This window comes from Methylorubrum pseudosasae (assembly GCF_029504475.1).
In the GTDB taxonomy this organism is placed as follows: domain Bacteria; phylum Pseudomonadota; class Alphaproteobacteria; order Rhizobiales; family Beijerinckiaceae; genus Methylobacterium; species Methylobacterium extorquens.
In genome coordinates this window covers 3,226,661-3,251,379 of record NZ_JAQGDU010000002.1, presented here as the reverse complement: position 1 = coordinate 3,251,379, position 24,719 = coordinate 3,226,661, and the positions used below count along the sequence as shown (strand labels likewise).

20 protein-coding genes and 1 pseudogene are annotated in these 24,719 nt (G+C 70.8%); 19 read left to right on the top strand and 2 right to left on the bottom strand.

All coding sequences use genetic code 11. The annotated features are described in order from the left end of the window. Window positions 1–20 precede the first annotated feature (20 nt). The 6 genes and pseudogenes from M2437_RS16295 (at window position 21) to M2437_RS16270 (ending at window position 5,491) form a co-directional block, all read left to right on the top strand. A pseudogene (locus M2437_RS16295) lies at window positions 21–1,437 on the top strand (SPOR domain-containing protein). Window positions 1,438–1,646: 209 nt separating this feature from the next. Then, entirely contained in the window at window positions 1,647–2,678 is a 1,032-nt protein-coding gene (gene nagZ / locus M2437_RS16290; RefSeq protein WP_253388061.1) for a beta-N-acetylhexosaminidase, read from the top strand. A 266-nt stretch (window positions 2,679–2,944) separates the two neighbouring features. Then, window positions 2,945–3,232, top strand: a complete 288-nt coding sequence (locus M2437_RS16285; protein ID WP_012254652.1) for a twin-arginine translocase TatA/TatE family subunit — start codon at window positions 2,945–2,947, stop codon at window positions 3,230–3,232. A 144-nt stretch (window positions 3,233–3,376) separates the two neighbouring features. Next, the gene (tatB, locus tag M2437_RS16280; RefSeq protein WP_253388060.1) at window positions 3,377–3,838 is read left to right on the top strand and encodes a Sec-independent protein translocase protein TatB; all 462 of its coding nucleotides are present in this window, start codon (window positions 3,377–3,379) and stop codon (window positions 3,836–3,838) included. Then, window positions 3,835–4,635 carry a twin-arginine translocase subunit TatC gene (tatC, locus tag M2437_RS16275; RefSeq protein WP_003605996.1) on the top strand — a complete coding sequence of 267 codons (801 nt, stop codon included), beginning with the start codon at window positions 3,835–3,837 and terminating at the stop codon, window positions 4,633–4,635. Before tatB ends, tatC begins: the two co-directional genes overlap by 4 nt. A gap of 160 nt (window positions 4,636–4,795) precedes the next feature. Further along, a complete protein-coding gene (locus M2437_RS16270) occupies window positions 4,796–5,491 on the top strand; it encodes a metal ABC transporter permease (protein WP_253388059.1) in 696 nt (231 codons plus the stop codon). Between the two features lie 6 nt (window positions 5,492–5,497). Here the strand turns inward: M2437_RS16270 and M2437_RS16265 are convergent, their stop codons facing one another. Next, the gene (locus M2437_RS16265; protein ID WP_003605998.1) at window positions 5,498–6,673 is read right to left on the bottom strand and encodes an MFS transporter; all 1,176 of its coding nucleotides are present in this window, start codon (window positions 6,671–6,673) and stop codon (window positions 5,498–5,500) included. Window positions 6,674–7,082: 409 nt separating this feature from the next. Between M2437_RS16265 and msuE the strand changes: the two genes are divergently transcribed. The 10 genes from msuE (at window position 7,083) to M2437_RS16215 (ending at window position 16,476) form a co-directional block, all read left to right on the top strand. Further along, window positions 7,083–7,652, top strand: a complete 570-nt coding sequence (gene msuE, locus M2437_RS16260; protein ID WP_012254655.1) for an FMN reductase — start codon at window positions 7,083–7,085, stop codon at window positions 7,650–7,652. A gap of 1 nt (window position 7,653) precedes the next feature. After that, window positions 7,654–8,637, top strand: coding sequence for an aliphatic sulfonate ABC transporter substrate-binding protein (locus M2437_RS16255; protein ID WP_253388058.1), 984 nt, complete (start codon window positions 7,654–7,656; stop codon window positions 8,635–8,637). 8 nt (window positions 8,638–8,645) lie between these two features. Further along, on the top strand, window positions 8,646–9,494 hold the full coding sequence (locus M2437_RS16250; protein ID WP_041357969.1) for an ABC transporter permease subunit: 849 nt from the start codon (window positions 8,646–8,648) through the stop codon (window positions 9,492–9,494). A 39-nt stretch (window positions 9,495–9,533) separates the two neighbouring features. Further along, complete coding sequence (locus M2437_RS16245; protein ID WP_253388057.1) at window positions 9,534–10,325, top strand: ABC transporter ATP-binding protein; 792 nt, start codon at window positions 9,534–9,536, stop codon at window positions 10,323–10,325. Window positions 10,326–10,353: 28 nt separating this feature from the next. Then, window positions 10,354–11,529, top strand: coding sequence for an FMNH2-dependent alkanesulfonate monooxygenase (gene ssuD / locus M2437_RS16240; RefSeq protein ID WP_015823572.1), 1,176 nt, complete (start codon window positions 10,354–10,356; stop codon window positions 11,527–11,529). An 18-nt stretch (window positions 11,530–11,547) separates the two neighbouring features. Beyond that, complete coding sequence (locus tag M2437_RS16235; protein WP_182570041.1) at window positions 11,548–12,522, top strand: sulfonate ABC transporter substrate-binding protein; 975 nt, start codon at window positions 11,548–11,550, stop codon at window positions 12,520–12,522. Between the two features lie 100 nt (window positions 12,523–12,622). Next, a complete protein-coding gene (locus M2437_RS16230; RefSeq protein ID WP_253388056.1) occupies window positions 12,623–13,585 on the top strand; it encodes an aliphatic sulfonate ABC transporter substrate-binding protein in 963 nt (320 codons plus the stop codon). Window positions 13,586–13,619: 34 nt separating this feature from the next. Next, window positions 13,620–15,002 carry an FAD/NAD(P)-binding protein gene (locus M2437_RS16225; protein WP_253388055.1) on the top strand — a complete coding sequence of 461 codons (1,383 nt, stop codon included), beginning with the start codon at window positions 13,620–13,622 and terminating at the stop codon, window positions 15,000–15,002. 335 nt (window positions 15,003–15,337) lie between these two features. Next, window positions 15,338–15,547, top strand: coding sequence for a hypothetical protein (locus M2437_RS16220; RefSeq protein WP_253388054.1), 210 nt, complete (start codon window positions 15,338–15,340; stop codon window positions 15,545–15,547). A gap of 239 nt (window positions 15,548–15,786) precedes the next feature. Next, a complete protein-coding gene (locus tag M2437_RS16215) occupies window positions 15,787–16,476 on the top strand; it encodes a DUF2147 domain-containing protein (RefSeq protein WP_056156168.1) in 690 nt (229 codons plus the stop codon). Window positions 16,477–16,591: 115 nt separating this feature from the next. Here the strand turns inward: M2437_RS16215 and M2437_RS16210 are convergent, their stop codons facing one another. Beyond that, entirely contained in the window at window positions 16,592–17,752 is a 1,161-nt protein-coding gene (locus M2437_RS16210; RefSeq protein ID WP_253388053.1) for a zinc-binding metallopeptidase family protein, read from the bottom strand. A gap of 180 nt (window positions 17,753–17,932) precedes the next feature. Here M2437_RS16210 and M2437_RS16205 point away from each other — a divergent pair, with 180 nt between their 5' ends. The 3 genes from M2437_RS16205 to M2437_RS16195 are packed head-to-tail and all read left to right on the top strand — an operon-like array spanning window position 17,933 to window position 24,719. Beyond that, on the top strand, window positions 17,933–21,283 hold the full coding sequence (locus tag M2437_RS16205) for a transglutaminase family protein (protein WP_253388052.1): 3,351 nt from the start codon (window positions 17,933–17,935) through the stop codon (window positions 21,281–21,283). Next, entirely contained in the window at window positions 21,280–23,820 is a 2,541-nt protein-coding gene (locus tag M2437_RS16200) for a circularly permuted type 2 ATP-grasp protein (RefSeq protein WP_253388051.1), read from the top strand. The genes M2437_RS16205 and M2437_RS16200 overlap by 4 nt, the downstream gene beginning before the upstream one ends. Then, entirely contained in the window at window positions 23,817–24,719 is a 903-nt protein-coding gene (locus tag M2437_RS16195; RefSeq protein ID WP_015951762.1) for a transglutaminase family protein, read from the top strand. The genes M2437_RS16200 and M2437_RS16195 overlap by 4 nt, the downstream gene beginning before the upstream one ends.

Below are 24,719 nucleotides of genomic sequence, written 5' to 3'. Positions count from 1 at the left end.
GTTGTTGAGAGGATGAAGCCATGACGGGACACGCTTCGCGCGCGACGGTCGACTTCGATGCCTTCGAGCGCGAGCTGCGTCAGACGTCGCAGGAGGCGATCCGGGCGAAGGCGCCGCAGGCCGCCCCCAAGGGCGCACCCAAGGGCGACCCGCTCGCCGAGCTTGCCCGCATCGTCGGGCAGGACGATCCCTTCCGCGCCCTGCTGGAAGCGCGGGAGAAGGGTGCCGCCCAGGAGGCGGCTCCGGTGACGCGCGCGTCGGAGACGGGCCGTCCGGCCCGCGTCGAGCCGACCTTCGTGGACGAACCCGCCCACGACCCGGCCCGGACTCAGGCGCATGCCGACATGCAGGGTCAGTCCCAGAGCCCAGCGGACGCCTTCGACCAGTATCTCGCCTCCGTCGAGCAGGGCATGTACGCCGACGGCACGACCGATCCGGCGGCCTTCGCCGAGGCCGACGAGACGTACCGGACGCGGTCTGCGGACCGTCCGCGCGGCCGCAACCGCCTCGTCCAGGTCGGCGCCGGCCTCGCCGTGGTCGCCGTCTGCGTCGGCGGTGCCCTGGCGTGGCGCGGCACCCATGGCGGCGGCAGCGGCGGCCCGATCACCGTGCTCGCCGACAAGACCCCGCTGAAGGTGCAGCCGACGGCGACCGACGGCGTCGAGATTCCCGACCAGAACAAGCAGATCTACGACCGCAACGCCAAGGACGGTCAGATCAAGATCGTCAACCGCGAAGAGCAGCCGCTCGACGTCAACCAAGCCGCCCGCACCGCGGCCGCCCGCAGCGATGGCGGCGAGCCGGGGCAGGGCGGGGCGACCCCCGGCGGCACCTTGTCCGACACGTTCGGCGAGCCGCGCCGGGTGCGCACCGTCTCGGTCAAGCCGGACACCCCGGTCCACCAGCCGCCGGCGCCCCCGGCCGAGACTGCCCAGGCGTCTGCCTCGGCGATCCCGACCATGACGATGCCCGACACCGCTGCGAGCACCGCGACCCCGTCGTCGGAGCCCCGTCGCTCCGCGTCGCGCACCCTGGCCACGGCGCCGGCGACCACGCCCGTCGCCGAGGCACCGGCGGAGCCGCCGGCCGCGCGCCCGAAGGCGCCGCAGCGCGTCGCCTCCGTCTCGCCCGAGACCACCGCCAGCACCTCCGAGCCGGCCCCCGCCTCCGCCTCCGCCTCGCTCACGGCGCCAGTCAGCGGCTACTCGGTCCAGCTCGGCGTGCGCGGCAGCGAGAGCGAGGCGCGGGCCGCCTTCCGCGAGATGCAGGGCAAGTACAGCCAGCTCTCCGGCAAGCCCGAGCTGATCCGGCAGGCGGAGGTGAACGGCAAGACGCTGTTCCGCGTCCGCGTCGGGCCGCTCGCCAAGAACGAGGCCCTCCAGCCTGTGCAGCGCGCTGCAGGGCGCGGGCGGCCAGTGCTTCGTCGCCAAAAACTAGGCTGAAACCGCGCTTGCCATTGTCCGGCTCCGGCACGTCTCCGGAGCCGGTTCGATTCCGAGCATCCCATCCGACCCCTCATCCTGAGGTGCCCGCGTCAGCGGCCACCTCAGGATGAGGGCGTGAGGGGGGATCGAATCCGTGCTCGGCCCCCGCGATTGCAGCAATCCCTCGCGCCCGTTTCGCCCCATCCGAGGAACGCCGGCCCCATGACCTCAGCCAGCATGACCTCCGCCAGCACGCCCCGCGCCGTCATCCTCGGCTGTTCCGGCACGTCGCTGACGCCCGAGGAGGCCGCCTTCTTCCGCGATCTGCGGCCCTGGGGCTTCATTCTGTTCAAGCGCAACATCGGCACGCCGGACGAGGTGCGCGCCCTGACCGCCGCCCTGCGCGAGACGGTCGGGCGGACGGATGCGCCGATCCTGATCGATCAAGAGGGCGGGCGGGTGCAGCGCATGGGCCCGCCGCACTGGCCGAAATATCCCGCGGGCGGCCGCTTCGGCGCCCTCGGTGACGACGCCGCGGCGATGGCCCGGCTCGGCGCCCGGCTGATGGCGCACGACCTCGCCTCAGTCGGCATCAACGTCGATTGCGCACCGATGCTCGATGTCCCCGTCGCGGGCTCGGACAACATCATCGGCGACCGGGCCTACGGCGACACGCCGGAGCGGGTGATCGAACTCGGCCGCGCCGTCGCCGAGGGGTTGATGGCGGGCGGCGTGCTTCCGGTCATCAAGCACATTCCCGGTCATGGCCGGGCGACCTGCGACAGCCATCTCGACCTGCCCGTGGTCGAGGCCGACCGCGTGAGTCTGGGCGAGAGCGACTTCCGCCCGTTCCGGGCGCTGGCCGACCTGCCGCTCGCCATGAGCGCGCATGTGGTGTTCACCGCCCTCGATCCCGAGCGGCCCGCCACCCTGTCGGAGCGCGTCATCCGCGAGATCGTGCGCGGCGAGATCGGCTTCGACGGCCTCCTGATGACCGACGACCTGTCGATGCACGCGCTCCAGGGCCCGTTCCGCGAGCGGGCGCAAGCCGCCTACCGCGCTGGCATCGATGTGGTTCTCCATTGCAACGGACGCATGGACGAGATGCGCGCCGTCGCCGAAGCCGCGTCCGATCTGGCGGGGGAGGACGCACGCCGGGCCGAGGCCGCGCTTGCCCGTCTCACGCCTCCGGACGCCATCGATGTGGACGAGGCGCGCGCCCGCTTCGAGGCGGCCTTCGGCACGGTCGCGTAACAGCGGTCACGCCGCCGCTTTTCCAGCCTCGAACGCCGGCCGCCGCCCCGGCATAGCCGAGGCCCGCTCCGCCGGGCGCTCTTCGCGCCCGCTGGTCCTTCGACGCGCCCGGCAACGAGGCGGAGTGCGACAAAGAAGGGCAAGGGCTGCGCAGCCTTTGCCCGCTTGTGCGCCTTGCACTGCTTGTGTTCGCGCCACTCGATCCCTAGGTTCGCCCCAATTCAAGTGGAGGCGCCGCCGGAGTTGGGGCGGTGTAGGAGGTTGCCATGGGCAGCATGAGTGTCTGGCACTGGGTCATCGTGGCGGTCGTCGTCATGCTGCTGTTCGGCCGCGGCAAGGTGTCGGAGCTGATGGGCGACGTCGCCAAGGGCATCAAGGCCTTCAAGAAGGGCATGGCCGACGACGAGACCCAACCGAATACGGCGACGAGCGTGCCGCCGGTGGGCCCGAACGATCCGGTCCGCACGCTGCCGCACCAGGGCGCGCCGGGCACCGCCCCGCAGCCGCCGCATGTTCAGCCACACGTGCCGGCCGGCGACCACAAGGCCGTCTGACCGACGGGCTCGACACGGGGCGTGCAAAGGGGCGCGTAAGGGCTGCAACGGCTTTCGGGCACGGTTGAAGATCGGCTCCGGGCAGGATAGCGCGGGCCGCACGCCCGTCCTCGACAGGCGCGGCCCCGCGGGACGGACGACGCAATGCTGGACATGAGCTGGGGCGAGGTGATGCTGATCGGCGGCGTCGCCCTGATCGTCATCGGGCCGAAGGATCTGCCGAAGGCCCTGCGCACGCTGGGCCAGATCACCACCAAGGTCCGGCGCATGGCCGGCGAGTTCCAGTCGCAGTTCAACGAAGCGATCCGCGAGGCGGAGCTGGAAGAGGTCCGCCGCGACGTCGAGGGCGTCAAGCGCACCGTCGATTCCGCGCGGCCGACCTTCAACCCCGTCGACACCATCCGCAACGAGATCCGCAGCGCGGTCGAGGGCCGTCCCGGCTCCGGCAGCAAGGATGCCGGCGCGAAAGAGACGGGCAGCTTCGACGTGCCGCGCCCGACGCCCGGCCAGCAGGCCGACCAGATGCACGGGGCTCCGGCACACGCCGCCGTCGAGACCTCTTCCACCCCCCCCGGCACCAAGCCCGAGACAGGCCCGACTCCATGAGCGACGAGCGCGATGAGGCCGAGATCGAGGCCTCGCGGGCACCCCTTCTGGAGCACCTGATCGAACTGCGCTCGCGACTGATCAAGTCGCTGATCGCGTTCATCGTGATGTTCTTCGGCTGCTTCTTCTTCTCGAAACAGATCTATAACATCCTCGTCTATCCCTACGTCTCGATCGTGGGGGCGCAGAATGCCGAGCTGATCGCGACCCACTTCCTCGAACAGGTCTTCACCAACATCAAACTCAGCGTGTTCGGCGCGGGCTTCCTGGCCTTCCCCGTCATCGCCACCCAGGTCTACGCCTTCGTCGCGCCGGGCCTCTACCGCAACGAGCGCCAGGCCTTCCTGCCCTATCTCGTCGCGACGCCGATCTTCTTCCTGCTCGGCGCGCTCGTCGTCTTCTTCCTGGCGATGCCGCTGCTGATCCAGTTCTCGGTCTCGCTGCAGCAGATCGGGCAGCCGGGCGAGGCGACGATCAAGCTCCTGCCGAAGGTCGACGAGTATCTCTCGCTGATCATGACGCTGATCTTCGCCTTCGGGCTCGCGTTCCAGATGCCGGTGATCCTCACGCTTCTCGGTCAGATCGGCGTGATCGACGCGGCCTTCCTGCGGGAAAAGCGGCGCTACGCCATCGTGCTGGTCTTCGTAGCCGCCGCCGTGCTGACGCCGCCGGACGTGATCTCGCAGCTCTCGCTCGCGATCCCGATGCTGCTTCTCTACGAGGCCTCGGTGTTCTCGGTCTCGCGCATGGAGAAGATCCGCGCCGCCCGGCGTCGGGCGCAAGGGATTGAGGATTGAGCGAGGACTGATCGCGCGTCGTCCGGACCCGGCAGGCCTCGTGGTCGCGGTCAGCGCCTGAGGAGAAGACCAGCAAGATTGCGCATCACCATTTTGCGCGCAATCTTGAAAGCCTCCGGCCCCGCGCCACTCTTCTCCGATCTCAAACGGAGAAAACCTCATGTTCCAGACGATGCGGACCGCCCTGGCGGTCGCCGCCCTGACGACGCTGGCGGGTGCCGCCCAGGCGGCCGAGCTTCAGCGGGTGCGCGGCACGATCGAGAAAAGCGACGCCGGCACGGTCACGATCAAGACCACCGACGGCACGTCCGAGACGGTGCAGGTCGGCGGCGCCAAGTTCGCCTGGGTGGTGAAGTCGAGCCTGGACCAGATCAAGGACGGCACTTTCATCGGCACCGCCACCAAGGGCGAGAACCCGATGACGGCCCTCGAAGTGGTGCTGTTCCCCGAATCCATGCGCGGCACGGCCGAGGGCCATTACGGCTGGGACGCGATCCCCGACCACACGGCGGGCGGCGGGCCGGTGGTGAAGAGCTCCATGACCAACGGCACCGTGAAGGCCGGCGGCGCCAGCGCGGGCGGCGCGCCGAAGGTCAAGAGCTCGATGACCAACGCCACCGTGGCCAGCAGCAATGCCGGAAGCGGCGGCGAGCGCACGCTGACCGTGACCTACGACAAGGACGGCTCGAAGACGATCGTGGTGCCGCCCAAAGCGCCGATCGTCGCCTTCGACCCCGCCGACAAGTCGATCCTGACGCCGGGCGCCAAGATCTTCGTGGTCGCGGCCAAGGACGGCGGCAAGCTCGAAGGCAAGCTCGTCGCGGTGGGCAAGGACGGCCTCACCCCGCCGATGTGACCTGAGTCACGACCGTCCCTGGCTTGCCGCCAGGGACGGCCACAGGGACCGCGCGGCCCCTGTGGCGGCAAGTCCAAGGCCCAGAAGGGAGACGACGGCCGCCAGGGCCGGCAACTCAGCGTAACCCACGCCCAGCGTCAGCGCCGTACCGCCGAGCCAAGCGCCAAGCGCGTTGCCGAGATTGAACGCCCCCTGGTTCAGGGTCGAGGCGAGGTTCGGGGCGTCGCTGGCCGCCTCCAGCACCCAGACCTGAAGCGGCGAGACCAGGGCGAAGGCGAGCCCGCTCCACAGCACCAGCACCGCCAGCGCCGGCCAGGTGAAGGGCGCGACCAGCGGGAATACGACGAGCACCGCGATGAGGGCGGCAAAGCTGCCGAGCACCGTGCGCATCAGGCTGCGGTCGGCGAGCCAGCCGCCGGCGAGATTGCCGATCGTGAGGCCGACACCGGCCGCGAACAGCGCCCCGGTCACGCCGCCGGGCGTCAGATGCGTCACGGTGAGCAGGAACGGCGCGATGTAGGTGAAGACGGTGAAGAAGCTCACCGAGGACAGGGTCGAGACCAGCATCGGCCGCAGCACCGGCCAGCGCCCGAGCGCCCGGAATTCCCGTCCGAGACCGCCCCGCGTGCCGGGCATTCCGCCGGGCAGGGCGAGCGCGATCGCCGCCCCCGCCACGAGCCCGATGCCGACCACCGCCCAGAAGGTCGAGCGCCAACCGAAGGCCTGTCCGAGCGCGGTTCCGAGCGGCACACCGAGAACGTTGGCGAGCGTCAGTCCGGCGAACATCAGCGAGACGGCCTGCGTGCGCTTCTCCCGCGGCACGAGGTTGCGCGCGACGATGGCGCCGATGCCGAAGAAGGCGCCGTGGGCGAAGGCGGTGGCGACCCGCGCGGCCATCAGCCATGCGTAGCTCGGCGCCAGGGCACAGGCGAGGTTGCCAAGGGTGAACACCGCCATCAGGGCGAGCAGGGCCGCTTTGCGCGGCAGGTGCGCGGTTGCCATCGCCACGAGCGGCGCGCCGATCACCACACCGAGCGCGTAGCCGGACACGAGGTGGCCCGCCTGCGGGATCGTGACGTCGAAGTCGCGCGCCATCTCCGGCAGAAGGCCCATGATGACGAACTCGGTGGTGCCGATGCCGAAGGAGGCGACGGCGAGCGCGAGGATCGGCAGGGATGCCATGCAGAATGCTCCGGGCAGCGCGTGTGTTGCGCTGCAATACGAGCGCCGCAACATGGTCATCTCGGGCGGACGCGACAGGCGCATGACCGGGAGGCAGACCTGCACTCACGTCAGAACGATCGCGCGTGAGGGCTCCGCCCGATGCCCTCTCGGAGCGCCTCAGGCTGCGGACGAGGGCAAAAAGAATCTCTCTGCCTTTCCGCGCGAAGCGAGAGAACTGTCCTCCGCGCCAGAAAAACAACGCAAAAACAATCCGTTGATTTGCCCCACCCCAAGTCTTTAAATTTCAGGACAACAACGTCCCAACAACGCTCCGCTGCCCTTCGAAGATTTGAGGCTTGAGACACTCCTCCAGGAGGTTTCTGGCCCCGTTCTTCCATGGCCGCGGTCCTGCCTCGGATCATTCGCGATGCCCGCACGGATCGTTGCCTTCTCCGGCAACACGCACCGCCCCTCCCGCACCCGCACCCTGGTCGAGGCGGTGGCCGCCGAGTTGTCGCGCCAGCGCCCGATCGACCTGAAGGTCTACGATCTCGTCGATGCCGGCACCGGCATCGCGGTCGCGAGCCGTTCGGCCCTGCCGCTGCCGGCGGCGCGGATCGTGGAGGCGATCGAGACGGCCGACGCGCTGATCATCGGCTCGCCGGTCTACAAGGGCAGCTATGCGGGGCTGTTCAAGCACCTGATCGACTTCGTCGCCCCCGAGGCGCTGATCGGCAAGCCGGTGGTGCTCACCGCGACCGGCGGCGGGCCGCGCCACGCGCTGGTGGTCGAGCACTCCCTGCGCCCGCTCTTCGGTTTCTTCTCGGCGCAGACCACGCCGACCGCCGTCTATGCCGGCGACACCGAAATCGCCGAGGGCCGGGTCGCCGACGAGATCGTCCGTGCCCGCGTGGCGCAGGCCGCCGCGGAACTCGCCCGGCTCCTCGACGTCGCGCAGGCTGCCGCGGCGCCGTTGGCGACGGCCGCGGCGCGCTGAGATGACGACACTCGACCGCCGCCGCCTCCTCGCGGCCGGCCTCGCCTTGGCCGGCACCGCGCTTCCGCTCCGCCTCGCCCGCGCAAGCGAGCCGGGCGTGCTGCGCATCGGCTACCAGAAGAACGGCATCCTCGCGGTCGCCCGCGAGCAGGCCGCGATCGAGGCCGCGCTGAAGCCGCAGGGCGTGAGCGTGCGCTGGGTCGAGTTCTCGTTCGGCCCGCCGCTGCTCGAAGCGCTGAATCTCGGCGCGATCGATTTCGGCCAGACCGGCGACGCGCCGCCGATCTTCGCCCAGGCCGCGGGCGCGAACCTCGTCTACGCGGCGGCCCAGCCCAAAGGCGGCTCAGGCTCGGCGATCCTGCTGCCGAAGGGCTCGTCGGTCGCCACGCTGGCCGACCTCAAGGGCAAGCGCGTCGCCTTCGCCAAGGGCTCGAGCGCGCATAACTTCACCGTCGCGGCGCTGGAGAAGGCGGGCCTGTCCTACCGCGACATCACCCCCGTCCTGCTGGCGCCGGCCGACGGCGCCGCGGCCTTTGCCGGCGGCACGATCGACGCCTGGACGGTGTGGGATCCCTACTTCGCCATCGCCGAGGAAGGGCAGGGCGCACGCATTCTCGTCCAGGCCTCGGACATCACGCCGACCAACAACTTCTTCCTCGCCAACAAGGGCTTCGCCGAGGAGCGGCCCGAGGTGCTGAAGGCAGCCATCGCCGCGCTCGGCGAAGTCGCGGTCTGGTGCGAGGGCAACCGCCCCAGCGTCGCGGCGAGCCTGTCGAAGATCACCGGCGTGCCGCTCGCCGCCACGCGCCGCGCGGTGGACCGCATCCGCTTCGTCATCGCGCCGATGGATGCGGCGGTGATCGCCGAGCAGCAGCGCATCGCCGATCGCTTCCACGCCATCGGCGTGATCCCCCGCTCCGTGCGCGTCTCCGACATCGTCTGGACGCCGCCCGCGACCGCCAACAAGACTCAGAACAACGGATGAGCCGAACCATGGCCGATTCCGCCGCGATCCGATCGCTCCCTGGCCGCGCAAGCCGCGCCAAGGCCGCCGCGCCGCTTCAACGCAAGCCCCTGCGGCTACCGACGGGTAAGCTGCTGCCCTGGCTGCTGCCGACCCTCGTTCTGGCCGGCTGGCAGGCGGCGGCCTCGTTCGGGCTCGTCTCGACGCGCTTCATGCCCGCGCCCCTCGACGTGGCCGCCGCGGGCTGGCGCCTCGCCCAGACCGGCGAACTCTGGGAGAACCTGTGGGTCAGCTTCGCCCGTGCGGCCGCCGGCTTCCTCATCGGCGGCGGCATCGGGCTGAGCTTCGGGCTCGCCAACGGCCTCTCGAACCTCTCGGAAAAGCTCACCGACACCACGCTCCAGATGGTGCGCAACATTCCGCACCTGTCGCTGATCCCGCTGGTGATCCTGTGGTTCGGCATCGACGAGGGGGCCAAGCTCTTCCTCGTGGCGCTCGGCGTGTTCTTCCCCGTCTACGCCAACACCCTGCACGGCATCCGCTCGGTCGATCCGCAGCTCATCGAGATGGGTCGGGTCTACGGCATGAACCGGCGCGAGCTGTTCTGGCGCGTGGTGCTGCCCGGCGCGCTGCCCTCGATCTTCGTCGGCGTGCGCTACGCGCTCGGCATCATGTGGCTGACGCTGATCGTCGCCGAGACAATCTCGGCCAATTCCGGCCTCGGCTACATGGCGATGCAGGCCCGCGAGTTCATGCTGGTCGATGTCGTGGTGCTGGCGATCCTGATCTACGCCGGGCTGGGCAAGATCGCCGACAGCCTGACCCGGGCGCTCGAGCGCACCTGCCTCTCCTGGAACCCGGCCTACCGCAACGCCTGATCATTCTTTCCGCGCGCCTTTCTTCCGCGAGTGAGTTCCATGTCCGCTGCCACTGCCCTGCGCGTCGAGGATGCCGCCGCGCGCCCTCACGACGCCGGCCTCGCCATCACCCTGCGCGGCCTCGCGAAAAGCTTCGACGGGGGCGCCCCGGTCATCCGCGGCCTCGACCTCCACATCCCCGCTGGCCAGTTCGTCGCCGTGGTCGGCCGCTCCGGCTGCGGCAAGAGCACCCTGCTGCGGCTCATCCTCGGTCTTGAGGAGCCGAGCGCCGGCCGCGTCACCGTCAACGGCGGTGCCGGAAACGGCACAGCCCAATCCAAGAAAATCATGTTCCAGGAGCCGCGGCTGCTGCCCTGGGCACGCGTCGCCGACAACGTCGCGGTCGGGCTCGGCCGCGAGATCGGCCGTGCCGAGCGGCGCAAGCGGGCCCTCGCCGTCCTCGACGAGGTCGGGCTGGCGGAGAAAGCCGGCAACTGGCCCGCGACCCTGTCCGGCGGCCAGCGCCAGCGGGTGGCGCTCGCCCGCGCCCTGGTGAGCCGCCCGGCGCTGCTGGCGCTCGACGAGCCGCTGGGCGCGCTCGACGCGCTCACCCGCATCGAGATGCAGGCGATGATCGAGCGGATCTGGGAGGCCCAGGGCTTCACCGCGATCCTCGTCACCCACGATGTCGGCGAGGCGGTGGCGATGGCCGACCGCATCCTCGTGGTCGAGGAGGGCGCCATCGCCCTCGACGTTGCGGTCGATGTGCCGCGCCCGCGCCGCCGCGGCGACCCGGCGCTCGCCGAACTCGAAGGCCGCATCCTCGACCGGCTTCTCGGCCACCGCGCCTGACTTTCTTGCGATATTCGGAGCGTATTCCATGACCATCCAGACCGACGGCAAGACCGACGTTCTCTGGTTCCTGCCCACCCACGGCGACGGCCGCTATCTCGGCGCCTCGGAAGGCGCCCGCGACGTCTCGCTGCCCTATCTCCGTCAGATCGCCCAGGCCGCGGACGACCTCGGCTATTACGGCGTGCTGCTGCCGACCGGGCGCTCCTGCGAGGATTCCTGGGTCGTCGCCTCGGCGCTCGCCCCACTGACGCAGCGCCTGCGCTTCCTCGTCGCCGTGCGCCCCGGCCTGCAGGAGCCGTCGATGGCCGCGCGCATGGCCGCGACGCTGGACCGGATCTCCGACGGGCGCCTGCTCATCAACGTCGTCACCGGGGGTGATCCCGTCGAGCTCAAGGGCGACGGCGTCTTCCTCGACCACGACGAGCGCTACGTCGTCACCGACGAGTTCCTCCACATCTGGCGCGGGCTGATGGCCGGCGAGACGGTGAACTTCGAGGGCAAGCACCTGCGCTCCGAGAACGGCCGGGTGATCTTCCGCCCCGTGCAGGCGCCCTATCCGCCGCTCTATTTCGGCGGCTCCTCGCCCGCCGGCATCGAGGTCGCGGCCGAGCATTGCGAGGTCTACCTCACCTGGGGCGAGCCCCCGGCCGGTGTCGCGGAAAAGATCGCCAAGGCGCGCGAGGCCGCCGAGAAAAAGGGCAAAACCTTCTCTTACGGCATCCGCCTGCACGTCATCGTGCGCGAGACCGAGAGCGAGGCCTGGGAGGCGGCGGACCGGCTGATCTCGCGGCTCGACGACGCCACCATCGCCCAGGCGCAGGCGACCCTGAAGCGCCAGGATTCCGTCGGTCAGAGCCGGATGATGGCGCTGCACGGCGGCGACCGGAACAAGCTCGTGGTCTCGCCCAACCTCTGGGCCGGCGTCGGCCTCGTGCGCGGCGGGGCGGGCACGGCTCTGGTGGGCTCGGCCGATCAGGTCGCCGACCGGATGAAGGAGTACATCGATCTCGGCATCGACCGCTTCATCCTCTCCGGCTACCCGCATCTGGAGGAGGCCTACCGCTTCGCCGAACTGGTCTTCCCCAAGCTCCCCCTGCGCGCCACCACCGGCACGGCGCCGAGCACGGCCCGCAACAACGGTCCGTTCGGCGAGGTCATCGCCAACGACATCGTGCCGACCCGCCGCGTCAGCGCCCACTGATCGGGGAATTTTAGTCCGATGCTTACCCGCACCCGCGCCGTTCCCGCATCCTCGCTACTGCCGCGCCTGTGGCTGGCGCTGGCCGCGTTGATCTTCGTCAGCCTGACGCTGGCGGCACACGCGCAGGAGCGCACGGTGCGGATCGGCTACCAGAAATACGGCACGCTGGTCTTGCTCAAGGGCCGCGGCAGCCTGGAGCCGAAGCTGAAGGCGCTGGGCTACCGGGTGCAGTGGTCGGAGTTTCCCTCTGGCCCGCCGCTGATGGAAGCGCTGAATGCGGGTGCGGTCGATTTCGGTTCGGCGGGCGAGACCCCGCCGATTTTCGCCCAGGCCGCGAGCGACGTGCTCGCTTACGTCGCCCACGAGCCCGCCGCGCCGAAGGGCGAGGCGATCCTGGTTCCGAAATCCAGTGCCGTGCAATCGGTGGCCGATCTGCGCGGAAAAAAGGTCGCGCTGAACAAGGGCTCGAACGTCCACTACCTGCTGGTGCGCGCCATCGAGGCGGCGGGCCTGACGCTCGCCGATATCACCCCGGTCTACCTCGCGCCCGCCGATGCGCGGGCGGCGTTCGAGCGCGGCGCGGTCGATGCCTGGGTGATCTGGGACCCGTACTTCGCGGCGGCCGAAGCCGGCGGCAACGCCCGGGTGCTGGCCGACGGCACCGGCCTCGTGCCGAACCACCAGTTCTATCTCTCCTCCAAGTCCTTCGCCGCCGAGAACGGCCCGGCGCTCGACGCCATCGTCGCGGCGGTGGCCGAGGTCGATGCCTGGGCCAAGGACAACACCGACGCGGTGGCCAAGGAACTGAGCCCCTCCGTCGGCATCCCGGCGCCGATCCTGAGCATCGCCCTCAAACGCCAGACCTACGGCATCCGCCCCCTCGACGAGGCGGTGACGAAGGAGCAGCAGCGCATCGCCGACACCTTCCACGGGCTCAAGCTGGTGCCGAAGACGGTCGACATCGCCGGCGCCGTGCGCAAGCCCGGAAGCTGATTTCTCTTCCCCGACCGGCCCCTCGCCGCAGCTCTGTCCTCCCTCCTTGCGGGGGGAGGCGTCCGTCCCGTTTGCGTCCTCTAAAAAACGAAAAGCCCTCATGAACCGCCGGTCCGCCGCCCGCCTCGTCCTCGCCGGCCTGACGCTGAGTCTCGCCCTCGGTCGCAACCCGGCCGCGGCGGAGGAATCCACCCTGCGCATCGGCTACCAGCGTTCCTCGGCGCTGATCTCGCTGCTGCGCGAGGACGCGACCCTGGAAACGGCCCTGAAGCCGCTCGGCGTCACCGTGTCCTGGCACGAATTCACCAGCGGCCTGCCGATCATGGAGGCGCTGAATGTCGGCCGCATCGACGTCTCGGCGGACGTCGCCGACACCGTGCCGGTCTTCGCGCAGGCGGCGAATGCCAAGATCACCTACATCGCGCAGGAGGCGGCCTCGCCGGAGGCGCAGGCGATCCTGGTGCCGGGCGATTCCCCGCTGAAGACGGTGGCCGACCTCAAGGGCCGCAAGGTCGCGGTCACCAAGGGCGCCGGCAGCCACTACCTGCTGCTCGCCGCGCTGAAGGCGGAGGGACTGCCCTTCAAGAGCATCACTCCGGCCTACCTCACCCCGGCCGACGGGCGCAGCGCGCTTTCCGGCGGCAGCGTCGATGCCTGGGTGGCGTGGGACCCGTTCCTCTCCGCCGCGCAGATCCAGGCGGGTGCACGCATCCTGCGGGACGGCACCGGGCTCTCGGCCTACAAGCGCTACTATCTCGCCTCCGACGCCTACGCCGAAAAGCGCGCCGACGTGCTGACCCTGCTCGTCACCAAGCTGCGCGAGGCCGGGACTTGGGTGAAAGCCAACCCGGACGCCGCCGCCACGCGGCTGGGCGCCCTTTGGAAGATCGAGCCGGAGATCGTCAAACAGGCCAATGCCCGCCGCTCCTACCGGGTCGAGCCGGTGAGCCGCGCGGGATTGGCGGAGCAGCAGACCATCGCCGACGCCTTCCGCGCCGAGGGCCTGTTGCCGCGCGCCGTGGATGCGTCGGCGCTGCCGGTCTGGGAATCGCCGTCACGCTGACCCGAGGGGGTTTCACGCTAAGGGATCGAACACGATGACCCGTCAGGCGAGCCTGCCCCCCATCGCGGTGATCGGCGCGGGGTTCAGCGGCACCATGGCCGCGCTCCAGCTTCTCGAAGCCCTGCCGCCGGAGCAGCCAGTGCTGCTGTGCGAGCGCGGAGGCAGCTTCGCGCGCGGGCTCGCCTACGGCACCGGCAATCCGGCCCACCTCCTCAATGTGCGCGCCGCCAACATGAGTGCCTTTCCCGACCGGCCGGGCCATTTCGAGGAGTGGCTCTCCAGCGCCGATCTCGGCGAGGGCGTCGTGACGACGTCGGCCGGCACCTTCGTGGCGCGGGGCCATTACGGCAGCTATCTCACCGACCTGCTGACCGCGGCCGTCACCGGGCCGGGGGTGCCACGTCTGCGCCTCGTCAACGACGCGGTGGTCGATCTGGAACCGCGGGCGGGCGGCTTCCTGCTGCGCACCGAGGGCGGGCAGACCCACCGGGTCGCCGGCGCCGTGCTCGCCATGGGCAACCTGGCCTCGGCGGCGCCCAAGAGCCGGCATAGCCTCGATCCCTGGGCTCCGGACAGCTTCGGCCGCCTGCACCCGCATGCGCCGGTCCTCATCGTCGGAACCGGCCTTACCATGCTCGACGCGGTGGCGAGCCTGCGGGCGCAGGGCTTTACCGGGGCGATCCTCGCCCTGTCGCGCCGTGGCCTGCTGCCGAACGCCCACGCCCCCGCCGACCTCTGGCCCATGCCGGACCTGAGGCCGGCCGACTTCGCCTCCCTGAGGCGGCTCCTCGCCCGCATCCGCTCGGACGTCGCGCGGGCCGCGGAACGGGGCGTCGGCTGGCACGGCGTCATCGACGCCCTGCGTCCGCTCACCGATACGATCTGGCGCAGCCTGCCGCCGCGGGAGCAGGCCCGGTTCCAGCGCCACCTGCGGCCGTTCTGGGACGTGCACCGCCATCGCACCGCCCCGCCCGCCGCGCAGACTATCGCCGACGAGATCGCCCGCGGCGCCCTCACGGTGCGGGCCGGGCGCCTGATCGCAATCGAGGACGAGGCGTCGCAGGCGGTGGTGACGCTGCGCCTGCGCGGGGCCGAGCGCCCGGAGCGCCTCGCCGTCCAGGCGATGATCGACGCCACCGGCTTCGGCCATCTCCCGCAGAGCCGCGACCCGCTGCTGCGGCGGCTGCTCGATCGGGGCCTCGTGCGTCCCGGCCCGTTCGGGCTCGGTCTCGACGCGGGCGTGGATTACCGGGCGGTCCGCACCGCGGCGGGGGAGGGCGGGGGACCGCTCTGGATCCTCGGGCCGCTCCTGCGCGGCGTCCTATGGGAATGCACCGCGGTGCCCGACATCCGCAACGAGGCGGCGGAACTGGCCGGCCTCGTCGCCGCCACCCTCGACCGCGCCGCTGCGGCGTAGCCCCCCTCATCCCAATCGTCCGGAGCGTCGCCTCGGAGCGGCGGAGAGGCTTGCCTCTCCGCCGCTTCACGCATTCGTGAGGTAGGGCGCAACGCCCGTCCGATTGCCCGGCTTCCCCTCGCTCCGGCCGCAAAGCGTTGGCCAACCTGCGGTTTCATACGGATCGGACGCCACTTTTCGCACGCCGGCTCATAATTCGGAATCGTTCTAAAGAGCTTGATCGAAGTTTGGACTTGTTCTAATCAAGGATGGTGACGGCAGGACGTGCAGGGCCGAACGGCCCCGACGGAAGACCTGCCAACGAGCAACGATCGAACGACAACCGGAGAGAGATCATGGCCACCTCGAGCAACGCCGCCTGCCAGAGCTGCCGCTTCTTCGACGACCACAAGACCAACGGCGCCCAGGCCGCGGGCGACCAGGGCCTGTGCCGCTTCAACCCGCCGGTGAGCCAGCCCGACCCGCAGAGCCAGGGCCTGTGGCCGGTCGTCGCTTCCAAGGATTGGTGCGGCCACTTCACCGCCGATCTCTCTCCGGCCGAGTAAGTCGCGACTCAACCGAAGTAGTTCGAAAGGGCCGGTGCCATGTGCACCGGCCCTTTTCGCATGGGGCGTGGGAAGACCGGCAAATTGCGTCGGAACCGCCCCGCGGCGGTCATGATCCGGTCACCTTCCGATTCGATGGCTGCGGCGAAGGGGCAACGGTCCGTGCGCGGGCGGCCCAATCGTCAGGATGAACGGTGCGGCCCGCACTCGCTGCCGCGCCCGAGTGGGGATGTTTTTGCATGATCTTCGGACCGATCGGTGCGCGCGCGCCTTTCCTCCGCACCGGCCGCGTCGCGGCCCTCGCCGCCGGCCTCGCCGTCCTGGGCGGTCTGTCGGTGGCTCCCGCCTCGGCCGCGGCGCCCCAGCATGACCCCAGCGGCACTTGGCTGACGCAGGACGGCAAGGCGCGCATCCGCGTCGAGAAGTGCGGCCCGCAGGAGAAGAACCTGTGCGGCTACGCGGTGTGGCTGAAGACGCCGCTCAACGACGAGGGCAAGCCGCGGGTCGATTTCCGCAACCCCGATGCGAAGAAGCGCACCCGCGCCTCGCTCGGGCATCAGCTCATCCTCGGCCTCAAGCTGAACGAGGATGCCCATTACGAGGGCAAGATCTACAACGCCGAGGACGGCAAGTTCTACGACGTCACGGTCTGGTCGGACGAGCCGGAGGAACTGACGGTCAAGGGCTGCCTGATCGCCTTCCTGTGCCAGTCGCAGACCTGGAAGAAGGTGACGGACACCCAGCCCGGCCAGCTCACCGGCCCGACCAATGGTCCGAACGGGCCCCGCGCCGACGCCGAATGGGCTCCGAAATCCGCCCCCGGCACGGCCGCCAACGCGCCCGCCGCCACCGGCAGCGCAGGCGCCGCGGCGAAGTCCGCGCCGAAGGCTGCCGCCCCCAAGACCCCGGCGCCGGCCCCGGCGCAGTAACCGGCCCACACGGAACGGGTCACACGACCCCTGCGGCAGGCATGCCGGATGAGGCGAAAGCCTCATCCGGCATGCCACGTAATGACGGATCGCCTTCGGCCCCCGCGAAACCGGCTCAGGTCGTCGGGGTCGCCACCCGCTGGCGCAGACCCGCGATCACCGCCTTCAACATCTCGGCGCTCGCCTCCTCCGTGAAGCCGCTAGGTGCGCGCGCGGCGTAGATCCGCTCATGCACGAAGGCGAGCTTGGCGATCACCGACGGCGTCAGCGTGAACGGATAGAGCGGCGGCTGCCCCATGGAGCGGCTGAGCGAGTTCACCGCATAGGTGAGCGGGATCCACGCCTCGACCACCCGCTCGAAGTCCGGCGTCTCGTAGGGATCGAAATCGATGCAGGTGGCCGGTACCGCCGGCTCCGCCTTGGCCCGCAGCTTCGGCTTCAGGCGGATCTCGAAGGCGCTGCCGGTCTCCAGCGTGTCGATGATGTGCAGGTAGTGGGCGAAGGTCTCGGCGAAATCCTCCCACGGATGGGCGGTCGCGTAGGACGAGACGAACGATTCCTCCCAATGCGGCGGCGGCCCCTCGGCGTGATGGCGCTTGAGCGCGGCCCCGTAATCGGCGCTCTCGTCACCGAACAAGGCGCGGAAGGTCGGCAGGCTCGCGTCGAAGCGCACCATCAGGTTCCAGAAGTAATGCCCGATCTCGTGGCGGAAATGGCCGAGCAGGGTCCGGTAATACTCGCCGAACAGCTTGCGGCGGCGCTCCCGCTCGACGTCGTCGGCCTCGGCGATGGACAGGGTGATGAGCCCGTCGAGATGGCCGGTCATCACCGGCGGTCCGGCGGATTCGGCCAGAAAATCGAAGGCGAGCCCGTCGGAATATTGCTCCCGCGTCACCAGCGGAAGGTCGAGGCGCAGGAGCGAGTAGAACAACCGGTGCTTGGCCGCCTCGATCCGGCGCCAGCGGTCGAGATTGGCCCCGACGCCCAGGTCCGGCACCATCCGGTTGTGGCGGCAGGCGACGCAGAAGGCCTCGTCGGATTCCTCCGGCACCATCCAGTTGCAGGCGTCATGGGCCGCGTTGGCGCAGAGGCGGTACTTGCGGCCGGGATGGGCGTAGGCGCGGAACAGCGGCCCGCGCCCATCTTCGCCGCTGGGCTCCAGCGCCGAGATCTCGTGCCGGTCGCAGACATAGCCGAGCCGCCGCTCGCAGCTCTCGCAGACGGTGCTCTCGAACGACAGCGGCTGGTCGCAGGCTTGGCACTGAAAGATTTTCATGGGAGGCCCCCGCTTCGGCCGTCGCGGGATCCCTACAAGAACCGGGCCGCAGCCTCGCTCCCGCGGCCTTCCGCATCAACCAAGGGTGTGAGCCGGACGAAGTTCCATGCCGGGCAACGGCCACTGCACGGTTCTTGCTATTCCGATTGCTCCTTCCGGCCGCCCGAACTGTAGTAAGGCATGCAACCGGCGGCCGAGCGCACCGCCCGCTCGTTCGAGACAATCGCAGAAGCCTTCGGAGCCTCCGTGTCGATCCAAGCCGCCCTGCACCACGTCACGCATTACCGCTATGACCGGCCGATCGCGCTGGGACCGCAGACGATCCGGCTCCGCCCGGCGCCGCACGCGCGAACCCGGGTGCCGGCCTACGCGCTGAAGGTCAGCCCGGAGAACCACTTCATCAACTGGCAGCAGGATCCAGCCGGTAACTGGCTCGCCCGGCTCGTCTTCCCGGAAAAGACCACGGAACTGCGCATCGAGGTTGATCTCACCGCCGACCTCGCGGTCATCAACCCGTTCGACTTCTTCGTCGAGCCCTACGCCGAGCGCCATCCCTTCGAGTACGAGCCCGATCTGAAGGTCGCGCTCGCGCCCTACCTCGTCCTCGACGACGCGCACGGGCCGGAGATCGACGCCTTCCTCACGCGCATTCCCGAGGAGACCCACACGGTTACCTTCCTCGTGGCGCTCAACGCGCTGCTGCGGGCGGAGGTGAATTACGGCGTGCGCATGGAGCCCGGCGTGCAGACGCCCGCCGAGACGCTCACCCTGCAGAGCGGCTCGTGCCGTGATTCCGCGTGGCTGCTGGTGCAGGTGCTGCGCCGGCTCGGCTTTGCCGCCCGCTTCGTCTCGGGCTACCTGATCCAGCTCGTGCCCGACACCACCGCCGTGGACGGCCCGGCCGGCACCAAGACCGACTTCACCGACCTGCACGCCTGGGCCGAGGTCTACCTGCCCGGCGCCGGCTGGATCGGCTTCGACGCCACTTCCGGCCTGCTCACGGGCGAGGGGCACATCCCGCTCGTGGCCACCGCGCATTACAACGCCGCCGCGCCGATCTCGGGGCTCGCCGAACCGGCCAAGGTCGAGTTCGCCTACGAGATGACGATCAGCCGCGTCGCCGAGGCGCCGCGCATCACCAAGCCGTTCTCGGACGAGGTCTGGACCTCGATGGATGCGCTCGGCGAGCGCATCGACGCGGATCTCGCCGAACAGGACGTGCGCCTGACCATGGGCGGCGAGCCGACCTTCGTCTCGGTGGATGACTTCGAATCCCCCGAATGGAATGTCGCCGCCGTGGGGCCGACCAAGCGGGGCTTGGCCGACCAACTGATCCGGCGCCTGCGGGACCGCTTCGCGCCCGGCGGCATGCTGCATTACGGCCAGGGCAAGTGGTATCCCGGCGAGAGCCTGCCGCGCTGGGCCTTCGCCCTCTACTGGCGCAAGGACGGCGTGCCGATCTGGAAGAACGCCGACCTGATCGCCGTCGAGGACGGCCCGAAGACCGCCACCATCACGGATGCCGAGCGACTGATCGGCACGCTCGCCGAGCGGCTCGAACTCGCCCGCTTCGTCTTCCCCGCCTACGAGGACGTCGACTACTGGCGGATCCGCGAGAGCGAGCTGCCGGTCAACGTCACGACCGCGGAACCGCAAACCGGCAGCCCGGAGACCGATGCCCGGTTCAGGCGCGTGTTCGGGCGCGGCCTCGACAAGCCCGTCGGCTACGTGCTGCCGCTGGCCAACCTCGCGGCGGGGGAGGGCCGTGTCTGGATCTCGGAGACCTGGAAGTTCCGCCGCGGCGGCGCCTACCTGAACCCCGGCGACTCGCCTTTGGGCTTCCGCTTGCCGCTCGGCTCGCTTCCCTATGTGCCGCCGGATTCCTACCCCTATTACCACCCGCAGGACCCGCTCGAGGCGCGCGGCGACCTGCCCGTCGAACCGGGCGGCCCCCGCGACGCTCCCCTGCCGAAGGGCGCCGACCGGGCCAACGGCGCCGGCATGGAGGGCGTGGCCGTGCGCACCGCTTTGTCGGTCGAGCCCCGCGACGGCGTACTCTGCGTGTTCATGCCGCCCGTGGAGCGGGCCGACGACTACATCGACCTCGTCGGACATCTCGAACGCGTCGCCGAGACCATCGGCCAGCCGATCCATATCGAGGGCTACGAGCCGCCCTACGATCCGCGGCTCCCGGTCATCAAGGTCACGCCCGATCCCGGCGTGATCGAGGTCAACGTCCACCCCGCCGCCTCCTGGCGCGAGGCGGTCGATATCACCCGCGGCCTCTACGAGGAGGCGCGGCAGACGCGCCTGGGCGCCGAGAAGTTCATGATCGACGGGCGCCACACCGGCACCGGCGGGGGCAACCACGTCGTGCTCGGCGGCGCGACCCCGTCCGACTCGCCGTTCCTGCGCCGGCCGGACCTCTTGAAGAGCCTCGTGCTGTTCTGGCAGCGGCATCCGTGCCTGTCCTACCTGTTCGCCGGGCTCTATGTCGGCCCGACGAGCCAGGCGCCGCGCATGGACGAGGCGCGCCATGACGGGCTCTACGAATTGGAGATCGCGCTGGCGCAGGTGCCGGAGCCGGATGGGGCCAACATCCCGCATTGGCTGGTGGACCGGCTGTTCCGCAACATCCTCGCCGACGTCACCGGCAACACCCATCGCGCCGAGATCTGCATCGACAAGCTGTTCTCGCCGGACGGCGCCACCGGCCGGCTCGGCCTGCTCGAATTCCGCTCCTTCGAGATGCCGCCGGACGCGCGCATGAGCCTCGCGCAGCAGGTGCTGCTGCGGGCCATCGTGGCGTGGCTCTGGCGCGAGCCGCAGACCGGCGGCTGTGTCCGCTGGGGCACGGCGCTGCACGATCGCTTCATGCTGCCGCATTTCCTCTGGGCGGACTTCCTCTCCGTGCTGGAAGACCTGCGCGGCGGCGGCTACGAGTTCGACCCTCAGGCCTTCGCGGCGCAAGCCGAGTTCCGCTTCCCCGTCTTCGGCCGGGTGGAGCAGGGCGGCGTCGGCCTCGAACTACGCCAAGCGCTGGAGCCGTGGCACGTGCTGGGCGAAGAGGGGTCCGCCGGGGGAACCGTGCGCTTCGTGGACGCATCCGTCGAACGGCTTCAGGTGAAGGTCGAGGGCTTCGTCCCCGGCCGGCATGTGATCGCCTGCAATGGCCGCCGCCTGCCGATGACGCCGACCGGCGCCAGCGGCGAAGCGGTCGCAGGCCTGCGCTTCAAGGCGTGGCAGCCGGCCTCCTCGATGCACCCGACGATCCCGCCGCACGGGCCGCTGACCTTCGACATCTTCGATGCCTGGAGCGGCCGTTCGATCGGCGGATGCCGCTACCATGTCAGCCATCCGGGCGGGCGCAACTACGACAGCTTCCCGGTCAACGCGTACGAAGCGGAGGGGCGCCGCCTCGCCCGGTTCGAGGCCATGGGCCACACCCCCGGCCGCCTCGCGATGCCGGCCGAGGAGCGCACGGGCGACTTCCCCCTGACCCTCGACCTGCGCACGCCCGCACCCCGATGAGCGCATCGGCCGCCCTCGCGGACGGGCCAGCGCCCGACGCCTCCGCCTGGGCGGCCGACGACCCGGCGGCGCGCATGCGCCGCTGGACGGAGGGCTACGCGCCCCGCCCCGGCCTCGCCGACGAGCTGGTCGATGCCGGGGGCAACCTGCGCGGCGGCTGGCCGCGCTTTCTGGAGCGTCTCGCCCGGCTCGACGACCGCGAGGTCGCCGCCCGCTTCCTCTCCGCCGAGCGGCATATCCGCGACGCGGGCATCTCCTACCGGGTCTACGGCGACGGGCGCGAGCATCCCTGGCCGCTGGGCTCGCTACCGCTCGTCATCGACGCCGCCGACTGGGCGGAATTGTCGGCCGGGATCGTCCAGCGCGCCGGCCTGATGGAGCGCATCGTCGCCGACATCTACGGCGCGGGCCGGCTCGTCGCGGACGGGTTTCTGCCCGCGGGCGTGGTCGCGGGGCATCCCGAATATCTCCGGCCGGTCCACGGCATCGCCCCGCCCGGCGGGCGCTGGCTGCCGATTTACGCCGCCGATGTCGGCCGCGGCCCCGACGGGCGCTGGCAGGTTCTGGCCGACCGCACCCAGGCGCCCTCCGGCCTCGGCTACGCGCTGGAGAACCGGATGGTGCTCGCCCGCGCCTTCCCGGACCTGTTCGCCGACCTCCATGTCGAGCGCCTGCCCGGCTTCTTCCAGGCGTTCCGCGCCGGATTGGCCGCCTCCTGCGCCCGCAGCGACCCGCGCATCTGCCTTCTCACCTCGGGGCCCTACAGCAGCACCTATGTCGAGCAGGCCGCGCTCGCCCGCTATCTCGGCTTCCTGCTGGTGGAGGGCGACGACCTCGTGGTGCGGGACGGGCTCCTGCATGTCCGAACCATCGCCGGGCTGAAGCGCACCGACGCGGTCTGGCGCCGGATCGATGCCGACTATCTCGACCCGATGGAGCTGCGCTCGGATTCGCGCCTCGGCGTGCCCGGCATCCTCCAGGTGCTGCGCCGGGGCGGCGCCGTGGTCGGCAACATGCCGGGCTCCGGCGTGCTCGAATCGGCCGCGCTCGGGCCGTACCTGCCGGCCATCGCCCGGCGGCTCACCGGCGAGGAATTGCGGCTCACGGGGCCCCGCACATGGTGGTGCGGCGATCCGGATGGCCTCGACCACGCGCTGGCCAATCTCGACCGCCTGACGCTGCGCGCCGCCGCGACCCCGGTGCGCGGCCCGGAGCGCGACGCGATGCTGGCCGGCCCGGCTCTCGACGCCGCCCGCGCCCGCGCCGTCGCGTCCCTGCGCGAGCGGCCGTTCGACTGGGTGGCGCAGGAGCCCGCGCCGCTCTCGACCATGCCCGCGTGGCAGGACGGGCGGCTCGTCGCACGCCCCTTCGTCATGCGCGTCTTCGCCGCCGCCACGCCCGACGGATGGCGCGTGCTGCCGAGCGCCTTCTGCCGCGTCGCCGAGCACGAGGGCGGCGACCCGAGCGAGATGCGCGCCGGCATCCGCTCCGCCGACGTCTGGGTCCTGTCCGACACGCCCGTCGACACCCCGGGCCTGGTGCACACGAGCGCGCCGCGCATCCGCCGCATCGCCGGCCACCTGCCGTCGCGGGCGGCCGACAACCTGTTCTGGTTCGGGCGCTATCTCGAGCGGGCGGAAGCGGTGATCCGCCTCGTCCAGGCCCATCTCGGCGTGTTCAGCGAGGCGATCGCCGCCGACGCCTCCGGCGAAGAGGGCGCGCCGACGGCGCTCGCCATCCGCGCGCTGCTCAAGGATTGGGGCGCGGTGAGCGCGATCGATCTCCCGCCCGCGGCCGTGGCCGGGGAGGCGCTCTCCGGCAAGACGCTCCACGGCTCGGGCCTCGCCCACGTGCTGGAGGCCCGGCGCATCGCCGCCTCCCTGCGCGAGCGGCTGCCGGCCGAATCCTGGCGGGCTCTGGCCGATTTGCGCGACACCCTAGCCTACACGGAAGCCTGGGCGCCGACCGAGGCGCAGCTCTTCGGCAAGGCCGAGCGTGCGCTCGGCCATCTCGCCGCGCTCACCGGCCTGATCCACGAGAATATGGGCCACGCCGCCGGCTGGCGCTTCGCCGATATGGGCCGGCGCGTCGAGCGGGCGATCAACACCTGCGGCTTCGCGCTCCGCTTCTGCAGCCCGGATGCCGGCGCCGAGGATCTCGGCGTGATGCTCTCGCTCGCCGATTCGCAGATCGCCTACGGGGCGCGCTACCTCGTGGGCGTGAGCCGCGACGCGGTCTGCGACATGGCGGTGCTCGACCCCAACAATCCCCGCTCCGTCGCCTACCAGCTTCAGGCGATGGTCGCCCATCTCGACGCCCTGCCGGCGCTCGCCGCCGACGGGCTGCCCGAGCCGCACCGCCGCCGGGCGCTGGTGCTGGCCAGCACGCTCCAGACGGCGGAGGCCGCCGCGCTCGACGCCGAGACCCTGGAGCGGTTCGAGGCGGACCTGGAAGGCCTCGCCGACGGGATCGCCGGCCGCTACTTCCCCAACGGCCCCGATGCCCTGCGGCCCGAAAAGCTCACGGGTCTCGCTTGATCTACAGCCTGCGTCACCTGACGACCTACCGCTATGCGCGGGCCGTCCGCTTCGCGCGCTGCAACCTGCGCCTGCGCCCCCGCGACGGCGAGGGGCAGCGGGTGCTGGAGAGTGCGCTGCACGTCACGCCCACGCCGACCAGCCGTCTCGCGCGGCGCGACTTCTTCGGTCTCGACACGCTGACCCTGACCCTCGACGAGCCCCATCGCGAATTCACGGTCGAGGCGGTCTCCCGCGTCGCCGTGGAGCGGCCGGCCCCGCCGCCGCCCGAGTCGGGCCTGCCCTGGGAGGCCGTGCGTGCGGCCGCCTTGGCGCTGCCCTCGCTCGGGCCGGACGGGCCGGCGCATTTCCAGTTCCGCAGCCAGCGGGTGCCGCTCGAACCGGCGGTGACGGACTATGCCCGCGCCAGCTTCCCGCCGGGGCGCAGCGCCTATGGCGGCGCGGTCGAGCTGATGCAGCGCATTCGCGACGACTTCCGTTTCGACGCCAAGGCGACCACGGTCTCGACGCCGCTGGCGGAAGCCTTCGCCCTGAGGGCGGGCGTCTGCCAGGACTTCACCCACGTCATGATCGCCGGCCTTCGCGGGCTCGGCCTGCCGGCGGCCTATGTCAGCGGCTACCTGCGCACCCGGCCGCCGGCGGGGCGCCCGCGCCTGCGCGGGGCGGATGCCAGCCACGCCTGGGTCGCCCTCTGGTGCGGGCCCGAGACGGGCGCGGGGGAGGGTGGCTGGATCGGCCTCGACCCGACCAATGCCTGCGTCGTGCGCGACGACCACATCGTCGTGGCGCGTGGACGCGATTACGCCGACGTCGCCCCCATCGATGGCATGGTCGCCTCCGCCGGGGAGCAGAAGCTCACCGTCGAGGTCGATGTGATCCCCGAGGACGAGGCGGCCTGA

Excerpts from the sequence above, each read along its gene's own strand:
- nagZ (WP_253388061.1), top strand. The coding sequence starts at position 1,647 with ATGACCTCAGCCAGCATGACCTCCGCCAGCACGCCCCGCGCCGTCATC.
- M2437_RS16210 (WP_253388053.1), bottom strand. The coding sequence starts at position 17,752 with ATGAAAATCTTTCAGTGCCAAGCCTGCGACCAGCCGCTGTCGTTCGAG.
- M2437_RS16270 (WP_253388059.1), top strand. The coding sequence starts at position 4,796 with ATGTTCCAGACGATGCGGACCGCCCTGGCGGTCGCCGCCCTGACGACG.
- tatC (WP_003605996.1), top strand. The coding sequence starts at position 3,835 with ATGAGCGACGAGCGCGATGAGGCCGAGATCGAGGCCTCGCGGGCACCC.
- M2437_RS16255 (WP_253388058.1), top strand. The coding sequence starts at position 7,654 with ATGACGACACTCGACCGCCGCCGCCTCCTCGCGGCCGGCCTCGCCTTG.
- M2437_RS16265 (WP_003605998.1), bottom strand. The coding sequence starts at position 6,673 with ATGGCATCCCTGCCGATCCTCGCGCTCGCCGTCGCCTCCTTCGGCATC.
- M2437_RS16220 (WP_253388054.1), top strand. The coding sequence starts at position 15,338 with ATGGCCACCTCGAGCAACGCCGCCTGCCAGAGCTGCCGCTTCTTCGAC.
- M2437_RS16235 (WP_182570041.1), top strand. The coding sequence starts at position 11,548 with ATGCTTACCCGCACCCGCGCCGTTCCCGCATCCTCGCTACTGCCGCGC.
- tatB (WP_253388060.1), top strand. The coding sequence starts at position 3,377 with ATGCTGGACATGAGCTGGGGCGAGGTGATGCTGATCGGCGGCGTCGCC.
- M2437_RS16285 (WP_012254652.1), top strand. The coding sequence starts at position 2,945 with ATGGGCAGCATGAGTGTCTGGCACTGGGTCATCGTGGCGGTCGTCGTC.
- M2437_RS16215 (WP_056156168.1), top strand. The coding sequence starts at position 15,787 with ATGATCTTCGGACCGATCGGTGCGCGCGCGCCTTTCCTCCGCACCGGC.
- M2437_RS16225 (WP_253388055.1), top strand. The coding sequence starts at position 13,620 with ATGACCCGTCAGGCGAGCCTGCCCCCCATCGCGGTGATCGGCGCGGGG.
- M2437_RS16250 (WP_041357969.1), top strand. The coding sequence starts at position 8,646 with ATGGCCGATTCCGCCGCGATCCGATCGCTCCCTGGCCGCGCAAGCCGC.
- M2437_RS16200 (WP_253388051.1), top strand. The coding sequence starts at position 21,280 with ATGAGCGCATCGGCCGCCCTCGCGGACGGGCCAGCGCCCGACGCCTCC.
- M2437_RS16230 (WP_253388056.1), top strand. The coding sequence starts at position 12,623 with ATGAACCGCCGGTCCGCCGCCCGCCTCGTCCTCGCCGGCCTGACGCTG.
- M2437_RS16245 (WP_253388057.1), top strand. The coding sequence starts at position 9,534 with ATGTCCGCTGCCACTGCCCTGCGCGTCGAGGATGCCGCCGCGCGCCCT.
- ssuD (WP_015823572.1), top strand. The coding sequence starts at position 10,354 with ATGACCATCCAGACCGACGGCAAGACCGACGTTCTCTGGTTCCTGCCC.
- msuE (WP_012254655.1), top strand. The coding sequence starts at position 7,083 with ATGCCCGCACGGATCGTTGCCTTCTCCGGCAACACGCACCGCCCCTCC.
- M2437_RS16205 (WP_253388052.1), top strand. The coding sequence starts at position 17,933 with ATGCAACCGGCGGCCGAGCGCACCGCCCGCTCGTTCGAGACAATCGCA.